The 23,376-nt window shown below is 41.9% G+C and carries 20 protein-coding genes; 7 read left to right on the top strand and 13 right to left on the bottom strand.

Going from position 1 to position 23,376, the window contains the following annotated elements; all coding sequences use genetic code 11:
- Positions 1-69: 69 nt before the first annotated feature.
- From MIC7126_RS0104710 to MIC7126_RS0104690, 4 genes are all read left to right on the top strand, one after another.
- Positions 70-1,158 carry a M4 family metallopeptidase gene (locus MIC7126_RS0104710; protein WP_026100038.1) on the top strand — a complete coding sequence of 363 codons (1,089 nt, stop codon included), beginning with the start codon at positions 70-72 and terminating at the stop codon, positions 1,156-1,158.
- A gap of 212 nt (positions 1,159-1,370) precedes the next feature.
- The gene (locus tag MIC7126_RS0104705; protein ID WP_017651971.1) at positions 1,371-1,670 is read left to right on the top strand and encodes a protealysin inhibitor emfourin; all 300 of its coding nucleotides are present in this window, start codon (positions 1,371-1,373) and stop codon (positions 1,668-1,670) included.
- Between the two features lie 187 nt (positions 1,671-1,857).
- Positions 1,858-2,337 carry an NADAR family protein gene (locus MIC7126_RS0104700; protein ID WP_017651970.1) on the top strand — a complete coding sequence of 160 codons (480 nt, stop codon included), beginning with the start codon at positions 1,858-1,860 and terminating at the stop codon, positions 2,335-2,337.
- Between the two features lie 350 nt (positions 2,338-2,687).
- Positions 2,688-5,444 carry a GAF domain-containing sensor histidine kinase gene (locus MIC7126_RS0104690; RefSeq protein ID WP_026100037.1) on the top strand — a complete coding sequence of 919 codons (2,757 nt, stop codon included), beginning with the start codon at positions 2,688-2,690 and terminating at the stop codon, positions 5,442-5,444.
- A gap of 94 nt (positions 5,445-5,538) precedes the next feature.
- Here MIC7126_RS0104690 and MIC7126_RS0104685 read toward each other — a convergent pair whose 3' ends face one another.
- Together MIC7126_RS0104685 and MIC7126_RS0104680 are read right to left on the bottom strand one after the other, a co-directional pair.
- The gene (locus MIC7126_RS0104685; RefSeq protein WP_238553604.1) at positions 5,539-5,721 is read right to left on the bottom strand and encodes a hypothetical protein; all 183 of its coding nucleotides are present in this window, start codon (positions 5,719-5,721) and stop codon (positions 5,539-5,541) included.
- A 598-nt stretch (positions 5,722-6,319) separates the two neighbouring features.
- Positions 6,320-7,285, bottom strand: coding sequence for a protochlorophyllide reductase (locus MIC7126_RS0104680; RefSeq protein WP_017651966.1), 966 nt, complete (start codon positions 7,283-7,285; stop codon positions 6,320-6,322).
- Between the two features lie 392 nt (positions 7,286-7,677).
- Here MIC7126_RS0104680 and MIC7126_RS0104670 point away from each other — a divergent pair, with 392 nt between their 5' ends.
- Positions 7,678-7,983 (top strand): small RNA NsiR4-regulated ssr1528 family protein, encoded by a 306-nt coding sequence (locus MIC7126_RS0104670; RefSeq protein ID WP_017651964.1) that lies wholly within the window; start codon positions 7,678-7,680, stop codon positions 7,981-7,983.
- Between the two features lie 349 nt (positions 7,984-8,332).
- Here the strand turns inward: MIC7126_RS0104670 and MIC7126_RS0104665 are convergent, their stop codons facing one another.
- From MIC7126_RS0104665 to MIC7126_RS0104650, 4 genes are all read right to left on the bottom strand, one after another.
- Positions 8,333-9,778, bottom strand: coding sequence for a DUF3370 domain-containing protein (locus tag MIC7126_RS0104665; RefSeq protein ID WP_017651963.1), 1,446 nt, complete (start codon positions 9,776-9,778; stop codon positions 8,333-8,335).
- Between the two features lie 115 nt (positions 9,779-9,893).
- Entirely contained in the window at positions 9,894-10,349 is a 456-nt protein-coding gene (locus tag MIC7126_RS0104660) for an NUDIX hydrolase (protein WP_017651962.1), read from the bottom strand.
- Positions 10,350-10,357: 8 nt separating this feature from the next.
- The gene (locus MIC7126_RS0104655; protein ID WP_017651961.1) at positions 10,358-10,810 is read right to left on the bottom strand and encodes a DUF3531 family protein; all 453 of its coding nucleotides are present in this window, start codon (positions 10,808-10,810) and stop codon (positions 10,358-10,360) included.
- A 35-nt stretch (positions 10,811-10,845) separates the two neighbouring features.
- Positions 10,846-11,757 carry a Sll0314/Alr1548 family TPR repeat-containing protein gene (locus MIC7126_RS0104650; protein ID WP_017651960.1) on the bottom strand — a complete coding sequence of 304 codons (912 nt, stop codon included), beginning with the start codon at positions 11,755-11,757 and terminating at the stop codon, positions 10,846-10,848.
- Positions 11,758-12,066: 309 nt separating this feature from the next.
- Between MIC7126_RS0104650 and MIC7126_RS0104645 the strand changes: the two genes are divergently transcribed.
- Positions 12,067-12,741 (top strand): ABC transporter ATP-binding protein, encoded by a 675-nt coding sequence (locus tag MIC7126_RS0104645; protein WP_017651959.1) that lies wholly within the window; start codon positions 12,067-12,069, stop codon positions 12,739-12,741.
- Positions 12,742-12,817: 76 nt separating this feature from the next.
- Here the strand turns inward: MIC7126_RS0104645 and MIC7126_RS0104640 are convergent, their stop codons facing one another.
- Positions 12,818-14,845, bottom strand: coding sequence for an AAA-like domain-containing protein (locus tag MIC7126_RS0104640; RefSeq protein ID WP_017651958.1), 2,028 nt, complete (start codon positions 14,843-14,845; stop codon positions 12,818-12,820).
- 704 nt (positions 14,846-15,549) lie between these two features.
- On the opposite strand from MIC7126_RS0104640, the gene MIC7126_RS0104635 reads away from it, so the two are divergent.
- Positions 15,550-17,178, top strand: a complete 1,629-nt coding sequence (locus MIC7126_RS0104635) for a sensor histidine kinase (RefSeq protein WP_238553603.1) — start codon at positions 15,550-15,552, stop codon at positions 17,176-17,178.
- A gap of 21 nt (positions 17,179-17,199) precedes the next feature.
- Here MIC7126_RS0104635 and arsJ read toward each other — a convergent pair whose 3' ends face one another.
- The 6 genes from arsJ to MIC7126_RS0104605 form a co-directional block, all read right to left on the bottom strand.
- Positions 17,200-18,462 (bottom strand): organoarsenical effux MFS transporter ArsJ, encoded by a 1,263-nt coding sequence (gene arsJ / locus MIC7126_RS0104630; protein ID WP_017651956.1) that lies wholly within the window; start codon positions 18,460-18,462, stop codon positions 17,200-17,202.
- A gap of 47 nt (positions 18,463-18,509) precedes the next feature.
- On the bottom strand, positions 18,510-19,526 hold the full coding sequence (locus MIC7126_RS0104625; RefSeq protein ID WP_017651955.1) for an ArsJ-associated glyceraldehyde-3-phosphate dehydrogenase: 1,017 nt from the start codon (positions 19,524-19,526) through the stop codon (positions 18,510-18,512).
- Positions 19,527-19,649: 123 nt separating this feature from the next.
- Complete coding sequence (locus MIC7126_RS0104620) at positions 19,650-20,711, bottom strand: PstS family phosphate ABC transporter substrate-binding protein (protein ID WP_017651954.1); 1,062 nt, start codon at positions 20,709-20,711, stop codon at positions 19,650-19,652.
- A gap of 116 nt (positions 20,712-20,827) precedes the next feature.
- A complete protein-coding gene (locus MIC7126_RS0104615; protein WP_017651953.1) occupies positions 20,828-21,157 on the bottom strand; it encodes an ArsR/SmtB family transcription factor in 330 nt (109 codons plus the stop codon).
- A 194-nt stretch (positions 21,158-21,351) separates the two neighbouring features.
- The gene (locus tag MIC7126_RS0104610) at positions 21,352-23,004 is read right to left on the bottom strand and encodes a sodium:solute symporter family protein (protein ID WP_017651952.1); all 1,653 of its coding nucleotides are present in this window, start codon (positions 23,002-23,004) and stop codon (positions 21,352-21,354) included.
- A 9-nt stretch (positions 23,005-23,013) separates the two neighbouring features.
- The gene (locus tag MIC7126_RS0104605) at positions 23,014-23,268 is read right to left on the bottom strand and encodes a DUF4212 domain-containing protein (protein ID WP_017651951.1); all 255 of its coding nucleotides are present in this window, start codon (positions 23,266-23,268) and stop codon (positions 23,014-23,016) included.
- Positions 23,269-23,376: the final 108 nt, after the last annotated feature.

Genomic DNA, 23,376 nt, shown 5'->3' with positions numbered 1-23,376 from the left:
TGCGTCTTTTAACTGTGGAGTTTCAGCCAATGTTTGCCATCACTTAGTTGCAAAAGGAGAATATGTCGGATGGCTCGAAATCCCCAAAAATCATCTAGATTTACATGCGGACATCAATCTTATCATAGATGCCCTATCTGCTGTATCGTTCCACCGCATATGCTAGAACATGTGGCTGTGAATGGCAATCCGGAACAGCGTCGCTGGGCTTTTCAGACTCTCAATGTTTCCGCCCAACTGCGAGGACGACGAGATGTAGTCGGGCCGATTTCTTTTGCACCTTCCCCTGGTGTGAAGCGCCGGACAATTTATGATGCGAAAAATAGTCAACAACTTCCTGGTACACTAGTACGTACTGAGGGTAGCCCTCCCAGCGGAGATGTGTCTGTGAATGAAGCCTACGACGCCACCGGCGCTACCTATGATTTCTTCTATGAAGTTTTTGAACGCAATTCTATAGATGATAAAGGTTTGCGTTTAGATTCGACTGTGCATTATGGCGTCAAGTACGATAACGCTTTCTGGAACGGCGACCAAATGGTTTATGGTGATGGGGATGGACAACTGTTTCAACGCTTCACCAAATCTATTGATGTTATCGCCCATGAATTAACCCACGGCATCACCCAGTATGAAGCCAGTTTACTATATTATGGTGAATCTGGTGCATTAAATGAATCCATGTCTGATGTTTTCGGTTCTTTAGTCAAACAAAAAGTCAAAAATCAGACAGCAGCTGAAGCCGATTGGATTATCGGTGAAGGTCTTTTAGCTCCAGGAGTCAAAGGTATTGGTATCCGCTCGATGAAAGCACCGGGGACAGCATACAACGACCCGGTGTTAGGCAAAGACCCGCAACCAGCGTATATGAAGGATAAGTATACAGGCTTTGAGGATAATGCTGGAGTACATATCAACTCCGGCATTCCCAATTATGCATTTTATCTAGCCGCCGTAGAAATCGGTGGTTATGCTTGGGAGAAAGCTGGTAAAGTTTGGTATATAGCCTTGCGCGATCGCTTACGTCCCAAATCTGAGTTTAGACACGCTGCTGATATCACCGTGAAAGTAGCCGGCGAACTCTACGGCGTTGATAGCAAAGAACAAAAAGCCATCAAAAATGCTTGGCAAAAGGTAGGCGTGATGGCAAAACTGTAATTAGATGTGAAGTAGGAAGATTACTTAGCGCAGTGCTGATAATCTTCGCAGAGATAATCGCCAGGGGACAATTGCAGTTCCCTCGCAAATATTAAATTAAACCCGTAACGTGGATTCAACGCTGACCTACTTAATGCTAAACTTAAGAATAATGATACTAGTCTGGCAATCTTTGTACTTCTCCCCTTAAACAACACGACGGAGAACAAAAAATGCGGATATCGTTTCAACGCACAGGCGGCTTTGCTGGAATTACCAAGACCACAACCTTGGATACAGCTACTTTGCCACCAAATGAAGCCGAAGTGCTACCACGACTAGTAGAAGCCGCAGATTTATTTAAATTACCCGCACAAATTACCTCCGCTCAACCCCAGAGCGATCGCTTTCAGTATAAATTAACAGTAGAAGACCAAGGTAAACAGCATACCGTAACCGTCAGTGAAGCTGCAATGCCAGGAACCTTAAGACCTTTGATTGAATGGCTCAATCAAGCTGCACAGAAAAGTTAATGGCAATACATAGGGTTGAGGTTAGGAGCTAGAAACTGGGGGCTAGCTCAAATTTATATTAGACATCTCCAGAAATGATGTAAGGGGGTACGGCCGTTCGCCCTTACTACTGCTCTTTCTCCCGTTTGAAAATGGCCATAGCATATAGAGACATGATTTAAGTTGATCTTAAAAGAGCAATTTTCAAATGACTATTTACTTTTACAAAGTTTGGCAGCCTTACGGCTGTTTTTCTAACTTTTCTTTGCATGGAATCCAAATCCACGGGACTTATTGGTCAACAGTTGAGCATTATTATCAAGCGCAAAAATTTGTTGGTAGCACCGATGCAGTAATTATACCTGTGATTCATAGTGCCCAAACACCAGAAGAAGCTGCTGCGTTGGGGCGTTGTCCCGCCCGAAGACTCCGTTGCGATTGGGATGCGGTGAAAACGGAAGTAATGCGAACTGCTGTGCTCAAAAAGTTTCTGACTCACAGCGAGATTCGAGAAATCCTGTTGAGTACAGGTAATGAGATAATAGTAGAAAACTCTGCTATTGATTATTTTTGGGGTTGCGGAGCAGATAAAACTGGACAAAATTATCTCGGTAAAATCTTAATGAGTGTCCGGGCCGAGATTCGTCAGTTAGTTTCTCTAACAGCAATTTCTGATAAATATTTGTAAATTAATTGTATCAAATATTGAGGAATTCTTGCGAGAGGGTGACGGTAACGTTTCCCTCACTCAAGGCTTTAAATTGCTAAAAAAATCCGAAATGTTGATGATTTTGTTTTGGTTATTTTTATTAGTAAACAAAAAATACGTTAGAAAAATTAATTTATTTTCTCAAAATTAATGATTCTCATCAAAAGAATTTACCGGAGATAATCTGGGTAATTTTACCGAATACGCCATAAAGATAAAGTATTAAAATTTAGTTTTAATTAAGCTTTTTATGGGCAACATAGACGCAAAAACATTACTATCAACCATGGAAAAATTTATTTATCTTTATATTTAGGTGTAACTAGGTAATGATACTAACTGATAGACACAATAGATGGCGACAGGCATCAGACCAGGAAAGTTTATTATATGAAATGACGAGCCGAATTAGGCGATCGTTAGAACTTCCAGAAATATTATCAGCGACAGTTGCGGAAGTTCGTTCATTTTTAGAAACTGACCGGTTGATGGTTTATCGGTTTAATGCTGATGCAAGTGGAGAGGTGATTGCAGAATCAATTGATGAACAGCGTTTACCATCTTTAATCGGGTTGCGTTTCCCCGCTGACGATATTCCCCAAATAGCGAGAGAAATGTTTTTACAAGTTCGTCAGCGCTCAATTGTAGATGTCAGTAATGGTAAAATTGGAGTCTCACCATTATATTCTTTAAAAACAGGCAAATCATACAAAAATCGCCAGATTAACTATCGTCAAGTAGACTCTTGCCACATAGAATATTTAACCTCAATGGGAGTGCAATCTTCCCTGGTTATTCCCATTTTACTTTGCAACCTCAAACAGCAATCAGCTAAACCGGAACTGTGGGGATTATTAGTCTCACATCATAGTCAACCGCGCAGAATTTTGAAGCGAGAAATCAGAATTGTTCAGCAAGTTGTTGACCAATTAGAAATTGCGATCGCCCAAAGTAATCTTCTCAATGAAACCCGCATTCAGCAGCAGCGCGAAGCCACAATTAACCGCGTCACCACCCTATTACATAAATTACCTACTATCCAATTACAAGCGGCGTTAGAAACAACAATTTCTGCTTTTAATGGTGTAGGTGGTAGACTTTACATTCAGCATAGTCAAGATTTATATACTTGGGGTAAGCAACCAATATTACCCACCAATTTACACAAAAATAATCATATCATTGAACAGCATCCAATTTGGCAAAACTGGATCGCGGAACGAAAACCAGGAGGCGTTTGGGCAATTACAGACATCTATAAAGAAACGCAATTGCGGGTTTTAGCGATCGCCTTTCAGCCTACACAAATTCGCGGACTGTTATTAATTCCCCTATATTATCGCCAAAGCTTTATTGGTGTTATCAGCATTTTTCGTGCCGAATTTGATACCGAAATTTTGTGGGCTGGACGCTGTGAACACAATCAGCGACAAAAACTACCACAGCTTTCTTTTGAAGTTTGGCGAGAGCAAAAAAGAGGACAAGCACCAGAATGGCAGCCTGAAGATATATCTTTAGCAAAAGCTTTGTGTTACCATTTTTCCATGGCAATTCAGCAGCAGCAAATGTATCAACAAGTGCAGATGCTAAATTTAAATTTAGAAAATCAGGTACATGAACAAACTGCTGAATTAGAAAAATCATTGCTAATTGCTAGAGTCCTCAAACAAGTTACAGAACAGATTCGCAGCACCTTAAATTTAAACACAACTCTGCAAACAATTGTCCAGGAAGTCCGCCCTTTACTTAATTCAGATCGAGTGCTGATTTACCGCTCGATAGGTGAAGCCGACGGTGGAGTAATTGTTGAGGAAATTAACGGTGATTATGTGTCAGTTTTAGGGGTGAAAATACCACCAGAATGCTTTCCTGGAGAATATGCTCACCTTTACGCTAAAGGTAGAATACGAGTCATTAGAAATGTGTTAACTGATGAATTGAGTGACTGTCATCGAGAATTTTTGCAGCATCTGCAAGTCAAAGCCAACTTAATTATTCCCATCAACATAGGGTTACAATTATGGGGATTACTCATCGCCCATCAATGTGATGCTCCTAGAGATTGGCAAGATGTAGAAATAGATTTATTACAACAGTTAGCAGATCAAGCGGCGATCGCTATTCAACAAGCCCAACTCTACGAACAAAGCCATGCTGCAGAAACAGAAGCTAAAGCTAAGGCGATGCAACTAGAGCATATCTTATCCGAGCTACAAGAAACGCAAACACAGTTGATTCAAACTGAAAAAATGTCTAGCTTGGGACAGTTAGTAGCAGGTGTAGCTCATGAAATTAATAATCCCGTCAGCTTTATCTATGGTAACTTGGGTTACGCCAAAGAATATACCCAACAATTACTCAAGCTTTTAGACCTTTACCGACTACACTATCCCCAACCTGATAATGAAATCTGCGACCTCGAAAAAGCGATCGATTTAGATTTTCTAGTAGAAGACTTGCCAAAAATCATCTCCTCAATGCAAGTGGGCGCTGATCGCATTCATTCGATCGTACTATCACTACGCAATTTCTCCCGTTTAGATGAAGCTGAATATAAATTTGTTAACCTCCATGAAGGGATTGATAATACATTATTAATTTTGCAACATCGACTCACTGCAAATGGTAATCAACCTGAAATTGAAATCATCAAAGATTATGGTGAATTACCCTCAGTCAAGTGCTACGCTGGGCAGATGAATCAAGTATTTATGAATGTGCTCAGTAATGCCATTGATGCTTTAGAAAAAGATTCTAAAAATCTGCAATTTTCTCAGCCTAAAATCATAATTTCTACTAAAATTTCATCTGATAATTCCTCCATGCTGGTTCGCATTGCCGATAATGGTAAAGGCATGAATGAATGCGTAAAAAAACGAATTTTTGACCCATTTTTTACAACTAAACCAGTAGGAAAAGGTACAGGATTAGGACTGGCTATCAGCTACCAAATTGTTGTCAAAAAACATGGTGGCGTGATTGACTGCATTTCTCAACCTGGTAAAGGCACAGAGTTCTGGATTGAGATTCCCTTTAACCCTCCGCCAGCAATGCATCGAGTTAATATTTATAGTATTGCTGATTGAAAATTAGGAATTCTATATTTCAATTAACATACAACATAACCGTAAGATGCTAGCCAATCCTGTTATTTGCAATTAACGATCGCCCGCAGCTTCTTTACAAACCCCTGTCGGTCGCTAACTTGCGGAGTTTCTCTACCAATACTTGACCAATTCCCAAACGATATTTATTCTCTAAATCCAGCAATTCTCGTTCAATTTGCTGTCTGTCAATGATGTCGCCATCTAAATAAAACCCCAGTACCATATCCACCAGTGCATCCGTGTTTTTGTTCGTCATTTGTATCAAGCTTTCAATCATGGCGAAAACTCCAAAATTCTCAGTTACTACTTAGAAATAAGTAAAAAGACTTAATTGACCGTACAACCTGACTCAATCCGATCTGATTATTCCCGTATTTTTACCATAAATCACAGAAATAATGTAAAAATTGCATATGAAAGGGAACAGAGGAAATCAGCTACCACAAGGGAGAGCCACGCACGGGGTTATCTCCACAATTCCCTTCGTCAAACAACTTCTAAAGTATGAAATTACCTCAGCGAGCAAGCAACCGACGTTGCGCGACCGAGTAACACAAACACAAATCTGTTGAAAATAGCAAAAAATTAAACAAAGCTACACAAATCACAATCCCTGTCAGTTATCTTTAATTCTGCCGACGAACTTACTACGAATTAGTATTACCTACCGACATAAAAATTCCCCTCCATCCAGCGACAGAGAGGAAGAGACACTTGATTAGCTGATTAACAGCTTGACCGACATTGATTTTAAAAGCAAATTCTCAAATCTATTGTAGTAAACACTACTTAGGGCTTGGTGAAAAAGTCTTTTAGTGGAGGTAGGGAACTCTTAACAGCGGGGTCTTGGGGTCTTACGCCAATGCAACTAGCTTCTGGCTCAACTCCCACAGGCGTTTAGCTTTGTCGTCGTTGCTGGCTTCTGGTGAAACCTCTTTAATAAACGACTTACCATTTTTCTTTTGTCTATTTCCCCAACTCCAATAAACACCGGATTGATTGTATTCGGGATCTGCAACTACCTCTGCAACTCGGTTTCCTGATTCTTCTTCCGACACAAACCCACCAGTGATATATCTTTGGAAGAGGGGAAAAAGTTTCTGAAATAAAGGATAGTGATCTCTAAATAATGCTGTGGTGGCAACACATCCGGGGTAAAGTGAACTAAAGGTGATACCGTGAGACTCATGATAACGGCGATGCAGTTCTTTCATGGTCAGCACATTGCAGACTTTACTGTCTTTATATGCTTTGACAGGTTCAAATTTTTTGCCGTCAATCATCGAGTGGGGTGCTTTAAATCCCTCCTCTAAACCTTGAAGATCGCCTAAATCTGGGCGCGGGGGAATTTTTCCGCCTAACTCTTTGGGGTTGTGGGTGACGGTTCCTAAAATCACTAACCTGGGTTCGGAAGCTGATGAGTTCCGCAAATCCTCTAAAAGCAGGTTGCACAAGAGAAAGTGTCCGAGGTGATTAGTCGCTACACTTAATTCATACCCTTCTGGGCTGCGTAATGGTTCTTTTAATAAAGGCGTGTAGATAGCGGCGTTACACACCAAGGCGTCTAGTGATTTACCACTTTCTCGAAAATTTTTCACAAACTGTCGCACACTATCTAGAGAGGCTAAATCCAGGTGCATGATTGTGTAGCTGTCTTTAGGTATTCCCACAGATTGGGCAGCATTTTCGGCTTTCTCTAAATTGCGACAAGCCATGACTACATGCCAATTTCCCCTCTGGGCTAGCGCTCTGGCCGCTTGCAAACCGACTCCCGAAGATGCACCCGTAATCACAACTGTTGATTTGTGTTGTTCTGCCATTCTTTCTAGACTCCCTTAACCCTTATTGATTGTTACTAAAATCTGATACCACCGCAAAGTTACTAGCTGCAAATTTGTTTGACCTTTAGCTTGTAAATATTTTCGGGAATTGTGTTACATGTCTCAAGGTATTGAGGGTTTAGTACCAAAAAATATAACTTTTGCTTACATTTCTTTACAAAAAGGGGCATTAGACCTGACACTTTAATCCCCATCTCCCCATCTCCCCACCTCCCCATCTCCCCATCTCCCCACCTCCCCATCTCCCCATCTCCCCACCTCCCCACACTGCCCACACCCCCCACACCCCCCACACCGATCAAGTAATGGTGTCAGCATGGCTGGTAGAATGATTTATTGCAGAAGGTTTAATGTATTTATAGCGAATTGCCATGACTGTTGAAAGTAATCAAGTAGATTCCACGACCACGGGTGCTGATGCGATTGATCTAGCGATCGCCCAGGGAATTGATTTCGACGGTTCCCCGATTCCGGCTGCCAAACTAGAACTATACACTAAAGTCATGGCGCTAGAGGCAAATAGACAGCGTAGCGGTGTCTCCAACACGATGCGATCGCGCATTGTCCGCATTGGTGCTAAACACATTCCCCAAGCAGAACTTGACCAACTGCTGACAGACGCTGGGTTTGCTCCTCTCAAAGAGAAAGAGATTGCCTTTTTTTACAGCGGTAAGTAGTTAAAAATCTCCAACATTTAACCGACCTGATACCAATTCTAAATTTACAATTCAAAATTAACAAAGCTGATTATATCTAGGCTTGGGGGTTTGAATCTGTGCCAGGATTTTAGAGAATTGGTATAACTGCAAATCAAAACACATGCCGATGGTGGGTTATCATAACTCACCTGTAGGCAAGATTAACTACGAATTTGTATTATGATTAGTTAAAAAAAAACTGGCTATAAGCCAGCTGATAATTCCAAAACGATACCAACCAATGTTATTTTTAATTTCATTGGAGTTACCAAACATTATATAAGGTAAAAGTACGCTATTGTAGCCACCTTGGCACATATTTACATTTTTACAACGTCCTGATGGTCAACACTTGCGGTGGTGTGGAATCGGGGGGATAAATTAAATCTACCTGCACCATGTGTTTAGTGGAAGGCGGTAGCACCACCTGCAACAATGGTTCTAAAACTTGACCTGTTCTGTGCCACAAATGCACATAGCGCGTCTTGTTTTGTCCTTGCTCATCGACATAGCGCAGCCGCACTGTACCACGGAAAAAGGGAAAATCTAGCGATGGCTTACGGAAGCGCAGATTACTTTGAGATAACTTGTCTTCCTTCAAAGGTGTCTCTAGGGTAATAGCAACTTTTTGCGATCGCTTGGTATTGTTACTTAAGGGTAAGCTGAGATTATATTCCACTCCATAATTACCATGCGCTTCGTAGGCTGTATCCGGATAGCGTACCAGCATCTTAGCCGTTTGGATTTGTCCGCTACCCAAGCGCCCACCTTTGAGGGTATTCAAAGCATAGGAAATTCCTTGACCGGGCTGGGGAATCGTGAGAACTTTAGTATTAGCATCATCCACCAGCTTTGCTTGCCATTGGGAACCCTGAGATACACCAGCTACGCGACCATAAATCAACGCTCCACTGGTCGCATTGGGAGGGGTAGGAATCTTATCTCTCGGCCCAGCAAAGTTACCATTATTCAGTAAAGCTTGCCATTCTGCAAGAGTAGGAGCCCGCTCCCCACCATCAGCATTTTTCCGAGCAAACATTGCTAAACTCGCTGTATAAACTTTGCCACTACTACGCAGCCGCAGCAAGCTAGAACGACCATTTACAGGCTTTTCGAGATTTTTGACTGGTATAGGATGATTCAATAGTAATCGGCTTTGTCCTGGAGGAATGAGCAACTGTGCGGGGATATCGACTTGGCGAATACCTCGAATAACATCACTCACCGCGCGATCGCCAGGGCCAGAAAAAGCTTTATTATCATTATTATCAATGTACGGCGCTAGAGTCACAAAAGGCGCATCTTGCATTAAATAACTCGCCCCTTGTAACACATCCACTGTCACAGATTTTTTCCCTGGATTATGCACAATTACACCCAAATAAAGTGTTTGTAAATCTTTAGGAGTATGGGTGTAGTGATGAGCAAATATATCAAAGCGTCCCTGAAAGGGAAAATTGAGATGCGCTGCTGTAGTTTTTTTACCATCAGGAGGAAAGGTAGAAAGCAAAATGCCTTCAGTTTTAATCCATTCTGGACTATTACTATTAAAAACAGGTATGGTATCTAGCTTTCCAGGTAAAGCTCTGATTTCTCCAGGTTGAATAATTTCTTGAGGACTTGATTTAGGCGAAGTTTGAGCAACAACTGTAGAATTATTGCTATCACCAATTGCTTGAAAATTTGTATATCCCAAATTTTGAGAAATCGCTAGTCCCAATAGAAATAGACATAAAGGTGTAATTATTTTGTTGGTAAATTGATTCAGCGACATGAAAAATTCTGCTTCAGGAATTTATACTATCAAAGATGACTGATAGTAGTTACAAGTTCCTAGAAGCTAATTTCTGAATAGTTGGATTTTTCAGGTATATTCTATATGATGAACCTTATAAATAATTAAAAAATACCTCTGGAACTAACCTGAGTTCGCCTGATTGAAACCGACTAATATCAATCCATAACGCTCGATGTTTGTGAGTAGGCGATTCTGAAAACGTTAAACTTTCCAGTTGATAAAATTTAGGATCAACAAAGTCACAGCTATAAAGTTGAATAATTTCGTGTCCCTGTCTACCATTAAATGTAAACAAGTTTTCGATACAACCCAGATAGTGAATATTCGTTAAATCGGCTTGAATTTCTTCTTGAAATTCCCGTTGCAAAGCCACAAGACTAGTTTCACCAAAATCAACTCCACCACCCAAAGCGCGATAAAATGTTTCTTGTTTAACAGGGTCATATCCTTCAGAAACAAAGATGCGTTCGCTCTTAGCGTTGGCGGAGCAATCGCCATCACGAATTAGCCCCAAAACTATGACCCGAATTTCACCTGGATTGTTCATTGTTGTGATTAATTGTCGTATAAAGAAGCCGCGTGATTGTCGCTATCTTCGATAGGCCAATCTGCATTTTCACCACCGATATATAACTCCTCAATGGTGACATATTCTTCACTTAGCTGAGTCAGTCCATTAATTAAAATATCTAGAGCGATCGCATCACTCGTTCCCAAATCAAACCAACACCGTCCCCAGTCGCCTTCATATTCAAATTCACCCATATTGTGCATCAAAGCCAGCAGACTTTTGTCATATCCTTGCGGGTCATAATTCAAATAGCTAATATCCAATCCTGTGTCCTGTACCTGTAAATTTTCGGCATTAAATGCACCCAATTTACCCAGATAAAACCAGGAATTGAAAACCTCTTCTACATATTGCTTTTCCCGTTCAGAAGGAATAGTGCTGAACTTCAGCCAAATCCACACATCAAAAGGATTAATTTCCCGAAACTGAATGTTCATAATTGGCGAAATTGAGAGTAGGGGAAGATGACAAATTACCCAGGATTATTCAAGCTACTAGCAGCGCGATTGCGTTCGTTTTCAATTTGCTTGACTAAATCGGCTGGTAGCTGGGATTTTTTAGTCAGAGCTTGATCAAAATTAGCGATCGCTTCCTTAATTAACTGTGGGTTTTTCTCTTTTTTACCCAGTTCTTGCAAGATTTGGGCTTTGAGATAATATAACTCTGGGTTATCAGCAGTCGCTTTGAGAGCGCGGTTAGCGTAATCTAAAGCTTGGGAGTATTTTTTTAAATCTCGATATGCAAGAGCGATACCACGATCAGCCAAATACCGGGGAGCTGCATTTTTTTCTAACTTATCAATAGCCTGATCTGGGCTAGAAAAAGGAAGATTAACAGCTAACAACAAATCCATATAGCCCTTAAGCAAGTTCAGTTCTGGATCATTAGCCGAAATCGCCTCAGCTTTATCTAAATATTCATAAACTTGGCGCAACTTACCTAAAGCTTTAGGCGCGCCATTTGCACCCTCACGAGTGATAATCACCGCTCCTTCTAAAAAATTACCAATAGCAGTGTATAGATTACCGCGTAATGGGTCACTAGAAATTAATTTTTGTCCGGTTTCTAGAGTTTTTTTGCTGTATGTGTCTAGGGCGGCTATGTCTCGATTAGTGTAGGCTAGGGAGGCACGCATAGCGTAGGCTAGAGGTTCATTTGGCTCACTGGATAATGCTTGTTTTAAGTAACTTTCTGCCTGTGGATAGTTACCTTGTTGGAAAATCGCCCTAAAAGCAGCCTCTGTTTTGTCGCCAATTTTACGAGGTTCGCTGCTGCGGAAAGGATCGCCAGCTAGGGAGGGGCTAGTAAACAAATTAAATGCGATCGCCCCTACCAAAGTCACCTGAGCCAAGATTGCGTTTGCTCTGAAAAAAAGTTTAGTCATTGTCAGCACCAGAATAATTGCGGTTGCAAAAGTGATATATGTTACTTAAAATACTGAAATGAGATTTCAAAAGCCTAATTTTTCCCCCACCAAAGACTAAATATGTGCTGGATTTTTTATCCTTGAGACTTCATACCTCTTGAGTCAAAATTTTCTACACAACTTGACTAGGGTAATTCTCACAGGTTCCCGTATTGGCTGTAGCGATTGTTCAGGGAGGAAGTCTGCCACAATGTAGAGAAGTCACTGCACTCACATCAACTTCCCATGTAGTTAATCAAGTTATTCGCTAACTGGTAATCTTCACAAATGCTCTATCTCAGAAACCTCACTTATCACCCCACATCTTGTCCCACAGCGATCCTCAAATCAATTAACTTAGAATTAGCGCCCCAACAGCTAGGTTTAATTATCGGCCCCAGCGGTTCTGGCAAAAGTACATTGTTAGAGATTCTCTCAGGACTAGCCGAACCTACCTCTGGTGGCGTTTTCTGGCGTGAACAACCACTGATTGCTGAACAGTTACAACAATTAGCCGGGATTGTGTTTCAGTTTCCAGAGCGGCACTTTTGCGGTGGTACGATTTTAGAAGAATTGCGTTTGGGACATCCAGAAATCAGTTCAGAACGAGTCAGAAATGCACTCAGCGAAGTGGGGTTAGAGCATTTATCACTTTCCGCTGCTCCCTGTGCTTTAAGCGGCGGTCAACAGAGGCGTTTAGCTTTAGCAGTACAATTAATTCGCCAACCCAATTTGTTGCTTTTGGATGAACCGACAGCCGGTTTAGACTGGTCAATGCGCCGGCAATTAGTCAATTTATTAGCCAAACTCAAACAAGATTGGACGCTATTAATTGTGACACACGATGCAGGAGATTTGTTAGCGATCGCCGATGGTTGTTGGACACTCAACCACGGAGAACTAGCAGCCATCGACCCAGGAACACTGAGCGCTAAAGTCAAAGAACCGCTACCAATTGTTTAATTAAGTGGTTGCACAAAATTAAATTCATTCGTGAAGGAGTTGGTGAGAGTATTGATTTAGTGCTCAAATTGTGGTACTAGGTAGGGTAAGAAATCATTTGAGCTAAAACAGCGCGATCGCGTCCCTGTCTTTTAGCTTGACCCAGAGCTTGCTGTGCAGCATCCGTTAACATATTAGGCTCCACTGCTGCATCCGGAATGCAACTAGCAACGCCTAAGCTGACGGTGAGGACCGTTGCGGGGAGTCCACCAATACCTGGATAATCGCAGGTAATGGCTAGATCTTTGATTTGGGTGCGAATTTTTTCCGCAATGTCCATAGATGTGTCACTATCAGCTTGGCAAAGAATAGCAAATTCCTCACCACCATAACGAGCTACGAGCACTGAGCTATCATCACAAAGATGTATCATCGGTGCAGTTTCCCAAATATTATGCGATGAGTTATTCTTATTGCTACTGGCGTAGGTAAGCTTGGCAGTCTGTAGCTGACATTTTACAAAGTTTTGGATGGTCTGAGCGATTCTTTGCAGACATTGATCACCGCTGCTAGTGCCGTAGATTTTATTATAAATTTTGAAGTAGTCAATATCGCATAAAATTAAAGATAAAGGGGAACCTTCCCGCTGTTGAATAGCTTTTTGCCATTGGGCTTGTAAATAAGCCTGAAAATAGCGGTAGTTGGGCAACTGAGTTAATTCGTCTAAACTAGAGAGCACACGCAACTGTTGATTTTCTTTTTCTAGCTGTGCCATCCGCACATGATTTAAATCGTCGCTCATGTTGAATTGTTGTCGAAAGTATAAACGATATAATTCACACATGGGAGTACAGCGATCGCCCTCTAGGTTAACTAACCCCATATTCTTTAATTTATAAGCTAGTACGGGCGGTAATTTCACTGGTGTGGAGGAATTTACCACTTCAAAAAAAGCCTCGCTTAATTCTGGTTCCTGTCTAAGCGTTAATATATATTGGCTTAAATATTCATGATAAATGCCCGTGGCGGTCGGTGCTTGTTGCAATAATTGCCGTAAATTCGTTTCCAAACCGCTCTTACCCACAAGATGGTATAGTGCCAGTCTGACTAGATAAGGATGTCCCCCCACCATAGCCATTAAATTTTCAGCATCTTTGCCATCTGTCCAATCTAGCCCGTGACGCTGGGCTAAATCCTGTACCTGTTGTTTGCTAAAATCTGGTAACTGGATTGTCAAGCCTACATTAAACGGAAATTGAGACAGTTTCAAGGGTACGATAATTTCTGTAGAGTAAACCAGAACTAGGCGGAGTTTTTGCCAAATCTCCAGGCTTTTAGCTTGTTCATACCACGAGCGCACTAGGGGAAGAAATTCTTCAGCAATTTCTGGATATTCAAACACCCAATCCACTTCGTTTAATACCAACACCAAGGGAGTGTCTGCTGCACAGAGCAAATATTTCTGGAAATAGACACAGCAGCTGACCTTGCTACCCATTTCTTCGTTCCAGTAATCATTGAGTTTTGGTTCTAGCTGCAACTCACGGGAAATATTAGCACATAACCAGCGCAAAAATTTATCTAAATTGCTAAATATGGCTTTATCGGCTTGTTGAAAGTCTAAATTGACTGTGCGCCAGCCTTTTTGCGCCCCATGGGTCAGCAGACGTAACACCAAAGAGCTTTTACCCATCTTTTTACTAGCTCGAATACAGATGACACTCCCTGGTTCTGCTATTTCTGCATAGACATTTTCCTCAATTGGCGATCGCGGAATGTAAAATTTGGAATTAAGAGATACAGGCCCACTAGGAAATTCTAAGCTAATAGCCGTAGCTGCGCGGTTGAATTCTTGAATTAGCTGCTGCTGCGCTTTACTCAACCGCCGAGATTCTAGAGTTTGGCGAAAGTTAAATTTATTAATTGGTTCTCGCCAAACATCGCTCAACAATTGCCATAAATGAGAAGCAACTTTCCGCACCCGCTCCTCTCCGTAGTGGGCTGCCAATGCTATACTTGTATAAGTTTTACCTTCCCACGATGCGCGCAACACCATCTCTTGGAGCGTCGTCAAACCATTACCCTGACTAGCTTTTAATAGCAATACGACTTCATCTATTGTCATTCGTCATCAGCTCTTCTTCTGTGTGAATTGTCCTCGATTTATTTTTCTTTGTAAAAGTTTAGATGGAGAGGCTAAATCTCTATGTATCTTCTCTGATTGTAGTAAAATCTGCTTTTACAAAAAGAAAGCTACAAATAAATCTTGACAATCGTCTTTTTGTCTGAAATATTTGACCTGATTTGATCGTAGACTTCAATTACATAAATAATTAAGTATGATTTTTTATGTATTACGCAAATTCACATACTTGTAACATCAAAATATTGAGGCTAGATGTGGAAATAATGTAGCTAGTTTTTGGCAAAATCTCATCAATTAGCGTTACGGAGGTTACATTTTTCCGTTTACCTTTTTCTAGCTTCCATCCAACATTAGTAACTGTGGCTTGACATATGTCCGGATGAGTAGCCCTGTAAACCAGCTAAGGTTGACTTTTATTGCAACTTTGGTGGTAAAAAGACGAAACAGTTTGTAGTCAAGACTTGATTTCTGGACTTTTATAGCAGTCGCAGCATAGCTGAGGTCATTTCCGTGTTTCCCATTCCCGGTTTGATGACCTAACTAATATGTCCGTTGCTATAAGTAATTAAATGCTGAGTGCGAACTCACCAACATTAGTTACACAGGCTACTAATTGCTAAGGCTAACCCGGTTTATTCACAGCCTTGTTAACGAAGTTAATAATTTGTTAGCATATTCGCACTTTGGCGTCCCTGGATTGTCAAAGTGCAAAAGACAGCGTAGACAGAGACGCTCAGGATATTTTCCTCATCGTACCAGCAGCTATGCATATCCAAGAACCCACTACTCAACAGACGGAAGCTCAATTCTCAGCACAAAGCTTTCAAACTGTCGCAGATCAAATGTGGAACCCAGAAGTTTTACAGCAGCACCAACAGCGGGAACAACTACTGCAATTCGTTCGTGAGCTTGTGTATTCTCATGCTCAACTAGAGCCGATGCTGCAGACTGCTTTAGCGCAAATACAGCAAGTTTTGCAAATTGAGCAAATAGCAATTTATCGTTTCCATCCCGATAGCAGGGGTGAGATAGCCTTTGAGTCGGTAGCGCTAGCTTCAACCTCAGCCCATGATTGGGATATTCCTGATATTATCGCTATCTGGAGACAAATTCCCGGAATGCGGGCTTTTGAGGTAAAAACTAATTTAGTCATCCCGATTCTTTTGCCAAATCTGGACAATCACCAAAAATTCTTGTGGGGATTGTTGATTGCTCACAACTCTGAGCCATCTTATCAGTGGCAAGATTGGAAGTTAGAGTCTTTAAAACAATTAAGTACAGAAATAGCGATCGCTATCCAACAATTCCAACTTTGGGAGCAACTCCAATTAGCCGAAGCTCAAGCCAGGGAAGCATCACAGCAATTACAAATTACCACAGAAGAATTGCAATATACCCAAAGGCAGTTATTACAGACGGAAAAAATGGCTAACATTGGTCGGTTAGTGGCTGATATGGCTAACGAAACTCATAGTTCTGTTAATTTTATTAACAAAAATCTCCAACCCGTCAGTCAATATGCAGAAGACCTAATTAAGCTCATTGAACTTTACCAACATCACCACCCCAAGCCTCATCCCACAGTCGCCGCATATCTGCGAAATCTTGATCTGGCTTTTGTCAAGACAGACTTCTTACAACTGCTATGGTCAATTCGCGCCGGCTCAGAGCGCCTTCAAGAAATTGTCTTCGCTTGGCAAAACTTTCTTGGGCTAGAAGAAAGTTGCTTGACAAAAGTTAACATCCATGATGGTCTAGAGAGTGTATTGAGAATTTTGCAACCTCGTCTTAAAGAAAAGCCTGAGAGAACGGGAATTGAGGTGATTAAAAATTTTGGCGAATTACCTTTAGTTGAGTGTTATGCTGGCGAGTTAAATCAGGTGTTCATGAATATCTTAACTAATGCCGTTGATGCCTTAGAAGAAAGGATGAATCATGATTCCTCATGGATTCCGAGGATTTGGATTCGCACAGAAATCATCAAAAGCCATTTATCACTAGCTAATACCCATGATTCTAGAGTCATTAATCAGCAAATAGCTAAAAAAACCAAAGTACTCGTACGTATAGCAGACAATGGTAAAGGGATATTACCCCATATTCAAAGGAAAATATTTGACCCCTTTTTTACCACCAAGCCATTAGGAAAAGCTCAGGGTTTGGGACTATCAATTAGTCAACAAATTATTGTAGACAAACATCAAGGTAAACTCAAGTGCAATTCCCAACTAGGACAAGGTACAGAATTTGTAATTGAAATCAATTCTACAGCTAAACACTATATTGATAAAGCCAAACAGGCTAGTTTTTAACGAACGGGAACATAGATATATCTATTCTCCATCTCCAGCCTTCCAGGCGATCGCTTTGCTTGGTTGGGGGTTCGGTAATTTCAGTGTAACTACTGCGGCTGCAAGTACAAAAAACATCGATGTCCACAAACAACCCACCAAACCAAAAAGCTGGTAAACCAAACCAGATAATACAGTACCAACCAAACGACCACCAGAGTTAGCCATGTAATAAAAGCCAACATTCAGCGCCACTTTATCGTCATCGGTAAAAGCCAAGACCAAGTAGGAATGAACCGCTGAGTTAAAAGCGAACACCACACCAAAAATCATCAATCCACCCACGATCGCTATATTTGCAGGCATACCAAATTGGAGAGCCAGAGCGATCGCTGCAGGTACAGCTGTCAGCGCAAATGTCCAAAATTGAATAGTTTTGGCTTGTGGTGGACGCCCAGAACCAAATCGCTGAATTAACGCTGGTGCAGAGGATTGAATTATACCATAACCAATCACCCAACAAGCCAAGAAACCCCCGACCTGATAAAAAGACCAACCCAACACACTACGTAAAAATACTGGCAAACCTACCACAAACCAGACATCACGAGAACCAAACAAAAAAAATCGCGCCGCCGAAAGAACATTAATTTCTTGGCTCTTAGAAAACAATTGACTAAACTTGATTTTCTTCTTAATTTTGCCCATTCCTCGCGGTAACATCAGCCCGGTGAACATAATCAAGCTTAGTCCCCCAGCCATAATCCAGAGGGAATTGATGAAACCAACCGCAGCCAAAAGGGCGCTACCGATAAAGAAACCAACGCCCTTGAGAGCATTCTTAGAACCCGTCAACACTGCTACCCACTTAAACAAAGATGACTGAGCCTCTTGAGGTACCACCAAGCGAATAGCACTCTTAGAACTCATCTTCGTTAAATCTTTAGCAATCCCAGAAAAAGCCTGAGCCACCATCACATAAAGGACTGCAAACCACTGTACCCAACTGGGATTAAGGAACGACAGCATCACCAAAGAAAAAATCTGTAGTCCAATACCAGTGTAAAGCGTCACCTTCAGTCCCAATTGAGAACCAATCCAACCGCCTAAAAAGTTGGTGACAACACCAAACACTTCATAAAACAGAAACAAAAACGCGATTTGCAGCGGCGTATAACCGATTTTGTTGAAATAGAGCAACACCAGCATTCGCAGCGCCCCATCAGTTAGGGTGAAGCCCCAATAAGCCAGCGTTACCAGAATATAGTTCTTGAAATTAGCGCGAGAAGCTGTAGAGGAAGCCATAAGGTGATGGGGTGGTGAAGAAAATCAGGATTTATACTCAATGCACACTAATTCTGGAGACTCAAAGCCACTTTACGAGCGAGTTCCACCATGCGGTTGGCGTAACCCCACTCGTTGTCATACCAAGCCAGTATTTTCACTTGCGTCTCATCCACCACCATTGTGGAGAGAGCATCAATGATGGAGGAGCGAGGATCGTCTTTATAATCGATAGATACTAAAGGGCGTTCTTCATAACCCAAAATCCCCTTGAGTGGTGCTTGCTCAGAAGCCGCTTTCAACAGGCTATTAATCTCTTCTACCGTCGTTGGGCGCACAACCTCAAACACACAGTCTGTCAAAGAAGCATTGAGTAGTGGGACTCGCACCGCTAAACCATTCAGCTTCCCGTTGAGTTCTGGATATATCAACCCGATTGCTGTGGCTGAACCGGTGGATGTGGGAATCAGAGATAAACCAGTCGCCCGCGCCCGACGCAAATCTTTGTGCGGCGCATCAACAATGGTTTGAGTATTGGTGTGGTCATGAATAGTGGTAATAATTCCATGCTTAATACCCAGGCCTTCATGAATCACCTTGACGACTGGCGCTAGACAGTTGGTGGTACAGGATGCTGCTGTCAATAGATGATGGGTATCAGGTTGATATAGATGGTCATTAACTCCCATGACGATATTTAGCGCTCCTTCCTTCACCGGAGCAGCCACGATTAGCTTCTGTACTCCCCGCTTGAAATAAGGATCAAGGGTTGCAGTTGTGCGAAATTTACCGGAGGATTCCAGCACCAAATCCACGCCTATTTCTTCCCAAGGAACATCACCCGGTTGGGAATATTCGCTAAAACTGAGGGGTTGACCATCAATCAGAACACGTTCACCCTCAGCTACTACCTCTGGTGTCCAACGCCCGTGGACAGAATCGAACTTCAATAGATGAGCGGCTGTAACAGCCCCGCCTTTGATCTCATTAATATGGACAAACTCTAATTCTGGCCAGCCCCAAGCAGCCCGCAAAGCTAGTCGTCCGATGCGACCAAATCCGTTGATACCAACGCGAATTTTCATCAGTTTTTTACACCGGGGTATAAATGGTTTATTTGATTGAAGAAGGGAATAGGGAACAGGGAACAGGGAAGAGTTACCTATTGCTGACTACAAACTCGTCCCTGTCAGAATTTATGACTACGATTAAAACTCTTTTTGTTTGCGTAATAATTCGCCGATTGTCAAATCAAATTGGGGTTTTCCCGCAAATACTGTGCCGGCTTTACCTGTGTTTAAATGAACATAACCAATTTGGTAAGCTTCTGCTGGTAGAGGTACATAACCCACCGAATTAGCGGTTTTTGATGCATTCCGCACATAGTAATCTACAAACTTGTATACTGCACCATTTTGTTGAGCAGACCAAGGATTGACGTAAATTAATAAGGGTCGAGAAAGTGGTTGATATTGGGCTTTTTCTACTGTTGCTCTTGATGGTAAAACGGCACCTTTACCGCTGTTAACTGCCAGCACTTTTAATTTATTTTGGTTGGCTTCATAATAAGCAAAGCCAAAGTAACCTAAAGCATTAGGGTCTTTACTGATACCGTCAACTAAGACGTTATCATCTTCACTGGCGGTGTAGTCTTTGCGGCTGGCTTTGGCTTTACCTACGGTGGCTTGGGTGAAGTAGTCAAAGGTACCAGATTTGTCACCAGCACCGTACAAGGTCAGTGGACGGTCAGGCCAGGATGGGCGTACTTGGTTCCAACGGGTGATTTTTCCTTCAGCTGCTGGTTCCCAGATTTTTTTCAATTCGGCGATGGTGATGTCTTTTGCCCAGTCGTTTTGAGGATTAACCGCAATTGTCAGGGCGTCAAATGCTACGGGTATTTCTATAAACCTGATGCTATTTTTATTACAAACGGCCATCTCTTCTTGAGAAATTGGTCGGGAAGCGTTGCTGATATCTATTTCTCCCGCACAAAATTTCTCAAACCCGCCGCTAGTACCGGATATCTTCACTTCGATTGGCGGGCTATTTTTGGCGGTGGTTTGATATTCTTTGGCGATCGCCTCTGTAATTGGATATACAGTACTAGAACCATCGATTCTAATTGCTGCTACTTTTGGGGAATCAGCAACTTCTGTCGCTGTTTGTGTCTGCTGAGTTGGATTTGATGAATTGGATGTATTAGATGTGCAACTGGATACTAATGCTAACATCCCTAACGCGAGAGCCAATTTTGTTGCTACTGCGTTCATTGACCTCACCTATGTGACTGAGATTAAAGGTACATCTCTATCATTTCAAAAAAACTTGATATGTCAATTACGAGTGAGGCAATATACACAAAAATTAATCAAAAAAAATTGATGGGTTAGGAAGGCTTGTGACAAGGATTAGCGGGTAAAATCTGACTCAGGCGCAGATATTCAGCTAAATACTGTTCTAAAGCTGTAAATTGCGGTAAATTCAGACTGTAGTAAATCCAACGTCCTTCTTGGCGAGAGTTAACTAAGCTAGCTTCCTTGAGGGTTTTGAGGTGAAAAGATAATTTTGATTGACTGACATCCAAAACATCGCACAAGTCACACACGCAGAGTTCTCGCTGTCGTAGCAGTTCTATCACCCCGATTCTGAGCGGGTCAGAAAGGGCATGGAAACCGGCAACAATTGAATGAGGGACGGTAGTTGAAGAGGTGGGCATCAATTCAGGTTTGATAAAGGTATGCTTTCTCTATTCTGAACCAGAGATCACAGCTTCGGGTTGATAGCAGATACCGGCTTGTTTAAAAGGGAACTCTTAACAGACTGTTTGAGATGAAAAGCGTCTAACACACTGCTAAATATGATGGTGCGTTAGGACTAAACCATAACGCACCCTTGGCGCTATGCTCCTGACTACTCAATCATAGGAGTGCGGAGATTTTCCACCAGGGATTGAATTTCTGGTGGGGGGGGTGGTGTTAAGCGAGACACTACCAAGGTGACGATTAGGTTGATCACCATACCCAAAGTACCAATTCCCTCTGCAGAAACGCCAAAAAACCATGGTTGCATACCTGCGAATTTGACGCCAATGATGTAGATGATGGTGAAAATTAAGCCTGTAATCATCCCAGCGATCGCACCTTCAGCATTGGTACGCTTGTCGAATATTCCGAGGAATATCGCTGGAAAAAAGCTAGCAGCCGCTAAACCAAAAGCAAAAGCCACCACCTCACTGACAAATCCCGGCGGATTCACCCCAAAGTATCCTGCTAAGACGAGAGAAAAACCTACCATAATTCGCCCCACAAATATTCGTTTTTGTTCTGAGGCGCTGGAATCGATGATGCGGTAGTAGACATCATGAGCAATCGAACTAGAAATTACTAGCAACAAACCGGATGCTGTTGATAAAGCCGCTGCTAACCCGCCCGCAGCTACTAAACCAATTACCCAAGGAGGAAGTTTCGCTACCTCTGGGGTGGAAAGTACGATAATATCTCGGTCAATCTTAATTTCATTGGTGTCTTTATTGGGGGTTAACTGCAGCCGCCCATCTTGATTTTTGTCTTCAAAAGCCAAGAGTTTAGTTTTTTCCCACTTATTCGCCCAATCTAGCTGCTGTACTTGGGTGATGGTTTGATTGTGCAAAGAATCGATCAAGTTATAGCGAGCAAACATCGAGAGCGCAGGGGCGGTGGTATAAAGAATGGCAATAAATAACAGTGCCCAACCCGCAGAAAACCGCGCTGCACGGACACTAGGAACAGTGTAAAACCTGACGATAATGTGAGGTAAACCCGCAGTCCCGACCATCAAAGCAATAGTTGTGAACAAGACATCTAACATTGACTTGTTCACAAATGGCTGAGTGTACTCTTTAAAACCCAAGTCCAACTGGACTTTGTTGAGCTTGTCAGCAACATCACTAAAAGAAAATGCTAATTGAGGAAAAGGATTACCAGTAAGTAACCAAGCGATCGCGATCGCGGGAATCAAGTAAGCCACAATCAAAACTAAATACTGGGCTACTTGCGTCCAGGTGATTCCTTTCATTCCACCCAACACTGCAAAAAAGCCGACAATCACCATCCCGATGATCACGCCTGTATTAATGTCTACTTGCAAGAATCGACTAAAAACAATCCCCACACCCCGCATTTGTCCAGCTACATAGGTAAGAGAGATGAAAATAGCCGCTACCACTGCAACCAAACGGGCAATATTGGAATTATAGCGATCGCCCACAAAATCTGGCACTGTATACTTACCAAACTTCCGCAGGTAGGGCGCCAGCAGCAACGCTAACAATACATAACCACCAGTCCAACCCATCAAATAAATAGAACCGTCATAACCCAAAAAAGAAATCAGCCCCGCCATAGAAATAAACGAAGCCGCAGACATCCAATCAGCCGCAGTCGCTGCACCATTTGCAATTGAAGGTATCCCCTGACCGGCGACAAAAAAGTCTTTAGTATTTTCAACTCGTGATTGCCAACCGATGTAAATATAGACCAGGAAAGAAAGCCCGACCAATACAATAGTCCAAATTTCAACTGACACAGATTTTCCTCACTTCCTGATGTTATGTTTGCGGTCTAATTTGTCCATTTGAAAGGCATAAATAAAAATTAATGCCACAAATACTAAAATTGATCCTTGTTGCGCCATCCAAAAACCAAAAGGCACACCAAAAAAACGGATAGCATTCAATGGTTGAACCAACAAAATACTAAAAACGAGCGAAACCAATGCCCAGATAATTAAAAGATTGCGAATCAAAGCGGTATTAGCACGCCAATAAGAACGCTGCTGATTTTCGTCCATATTTATTATTCATCAGTGTTTCAAAGATAATATCAAGAACCTGAGTTTATACTGTTGAGTTCTTGTGACATTTTTATTAATTTTTGAGCAAAATTCATGTAACAAAAA

It is taken from the genome of Fortiea contorta PCC 7126 (assembly GCF_000332295.1).
Taxonomy (GTDB): domain Bacteria; phylum Cyanobacteriota; class Cyanobacteriia; order Cyanobacteriales; family Nostocaceae; genus Fortiea; species Fortiea contorta.
Note: the sequence above shows the minus strand (reverse complement) of the source record. Positions and strands in the feature narration are given on the sequence as shown.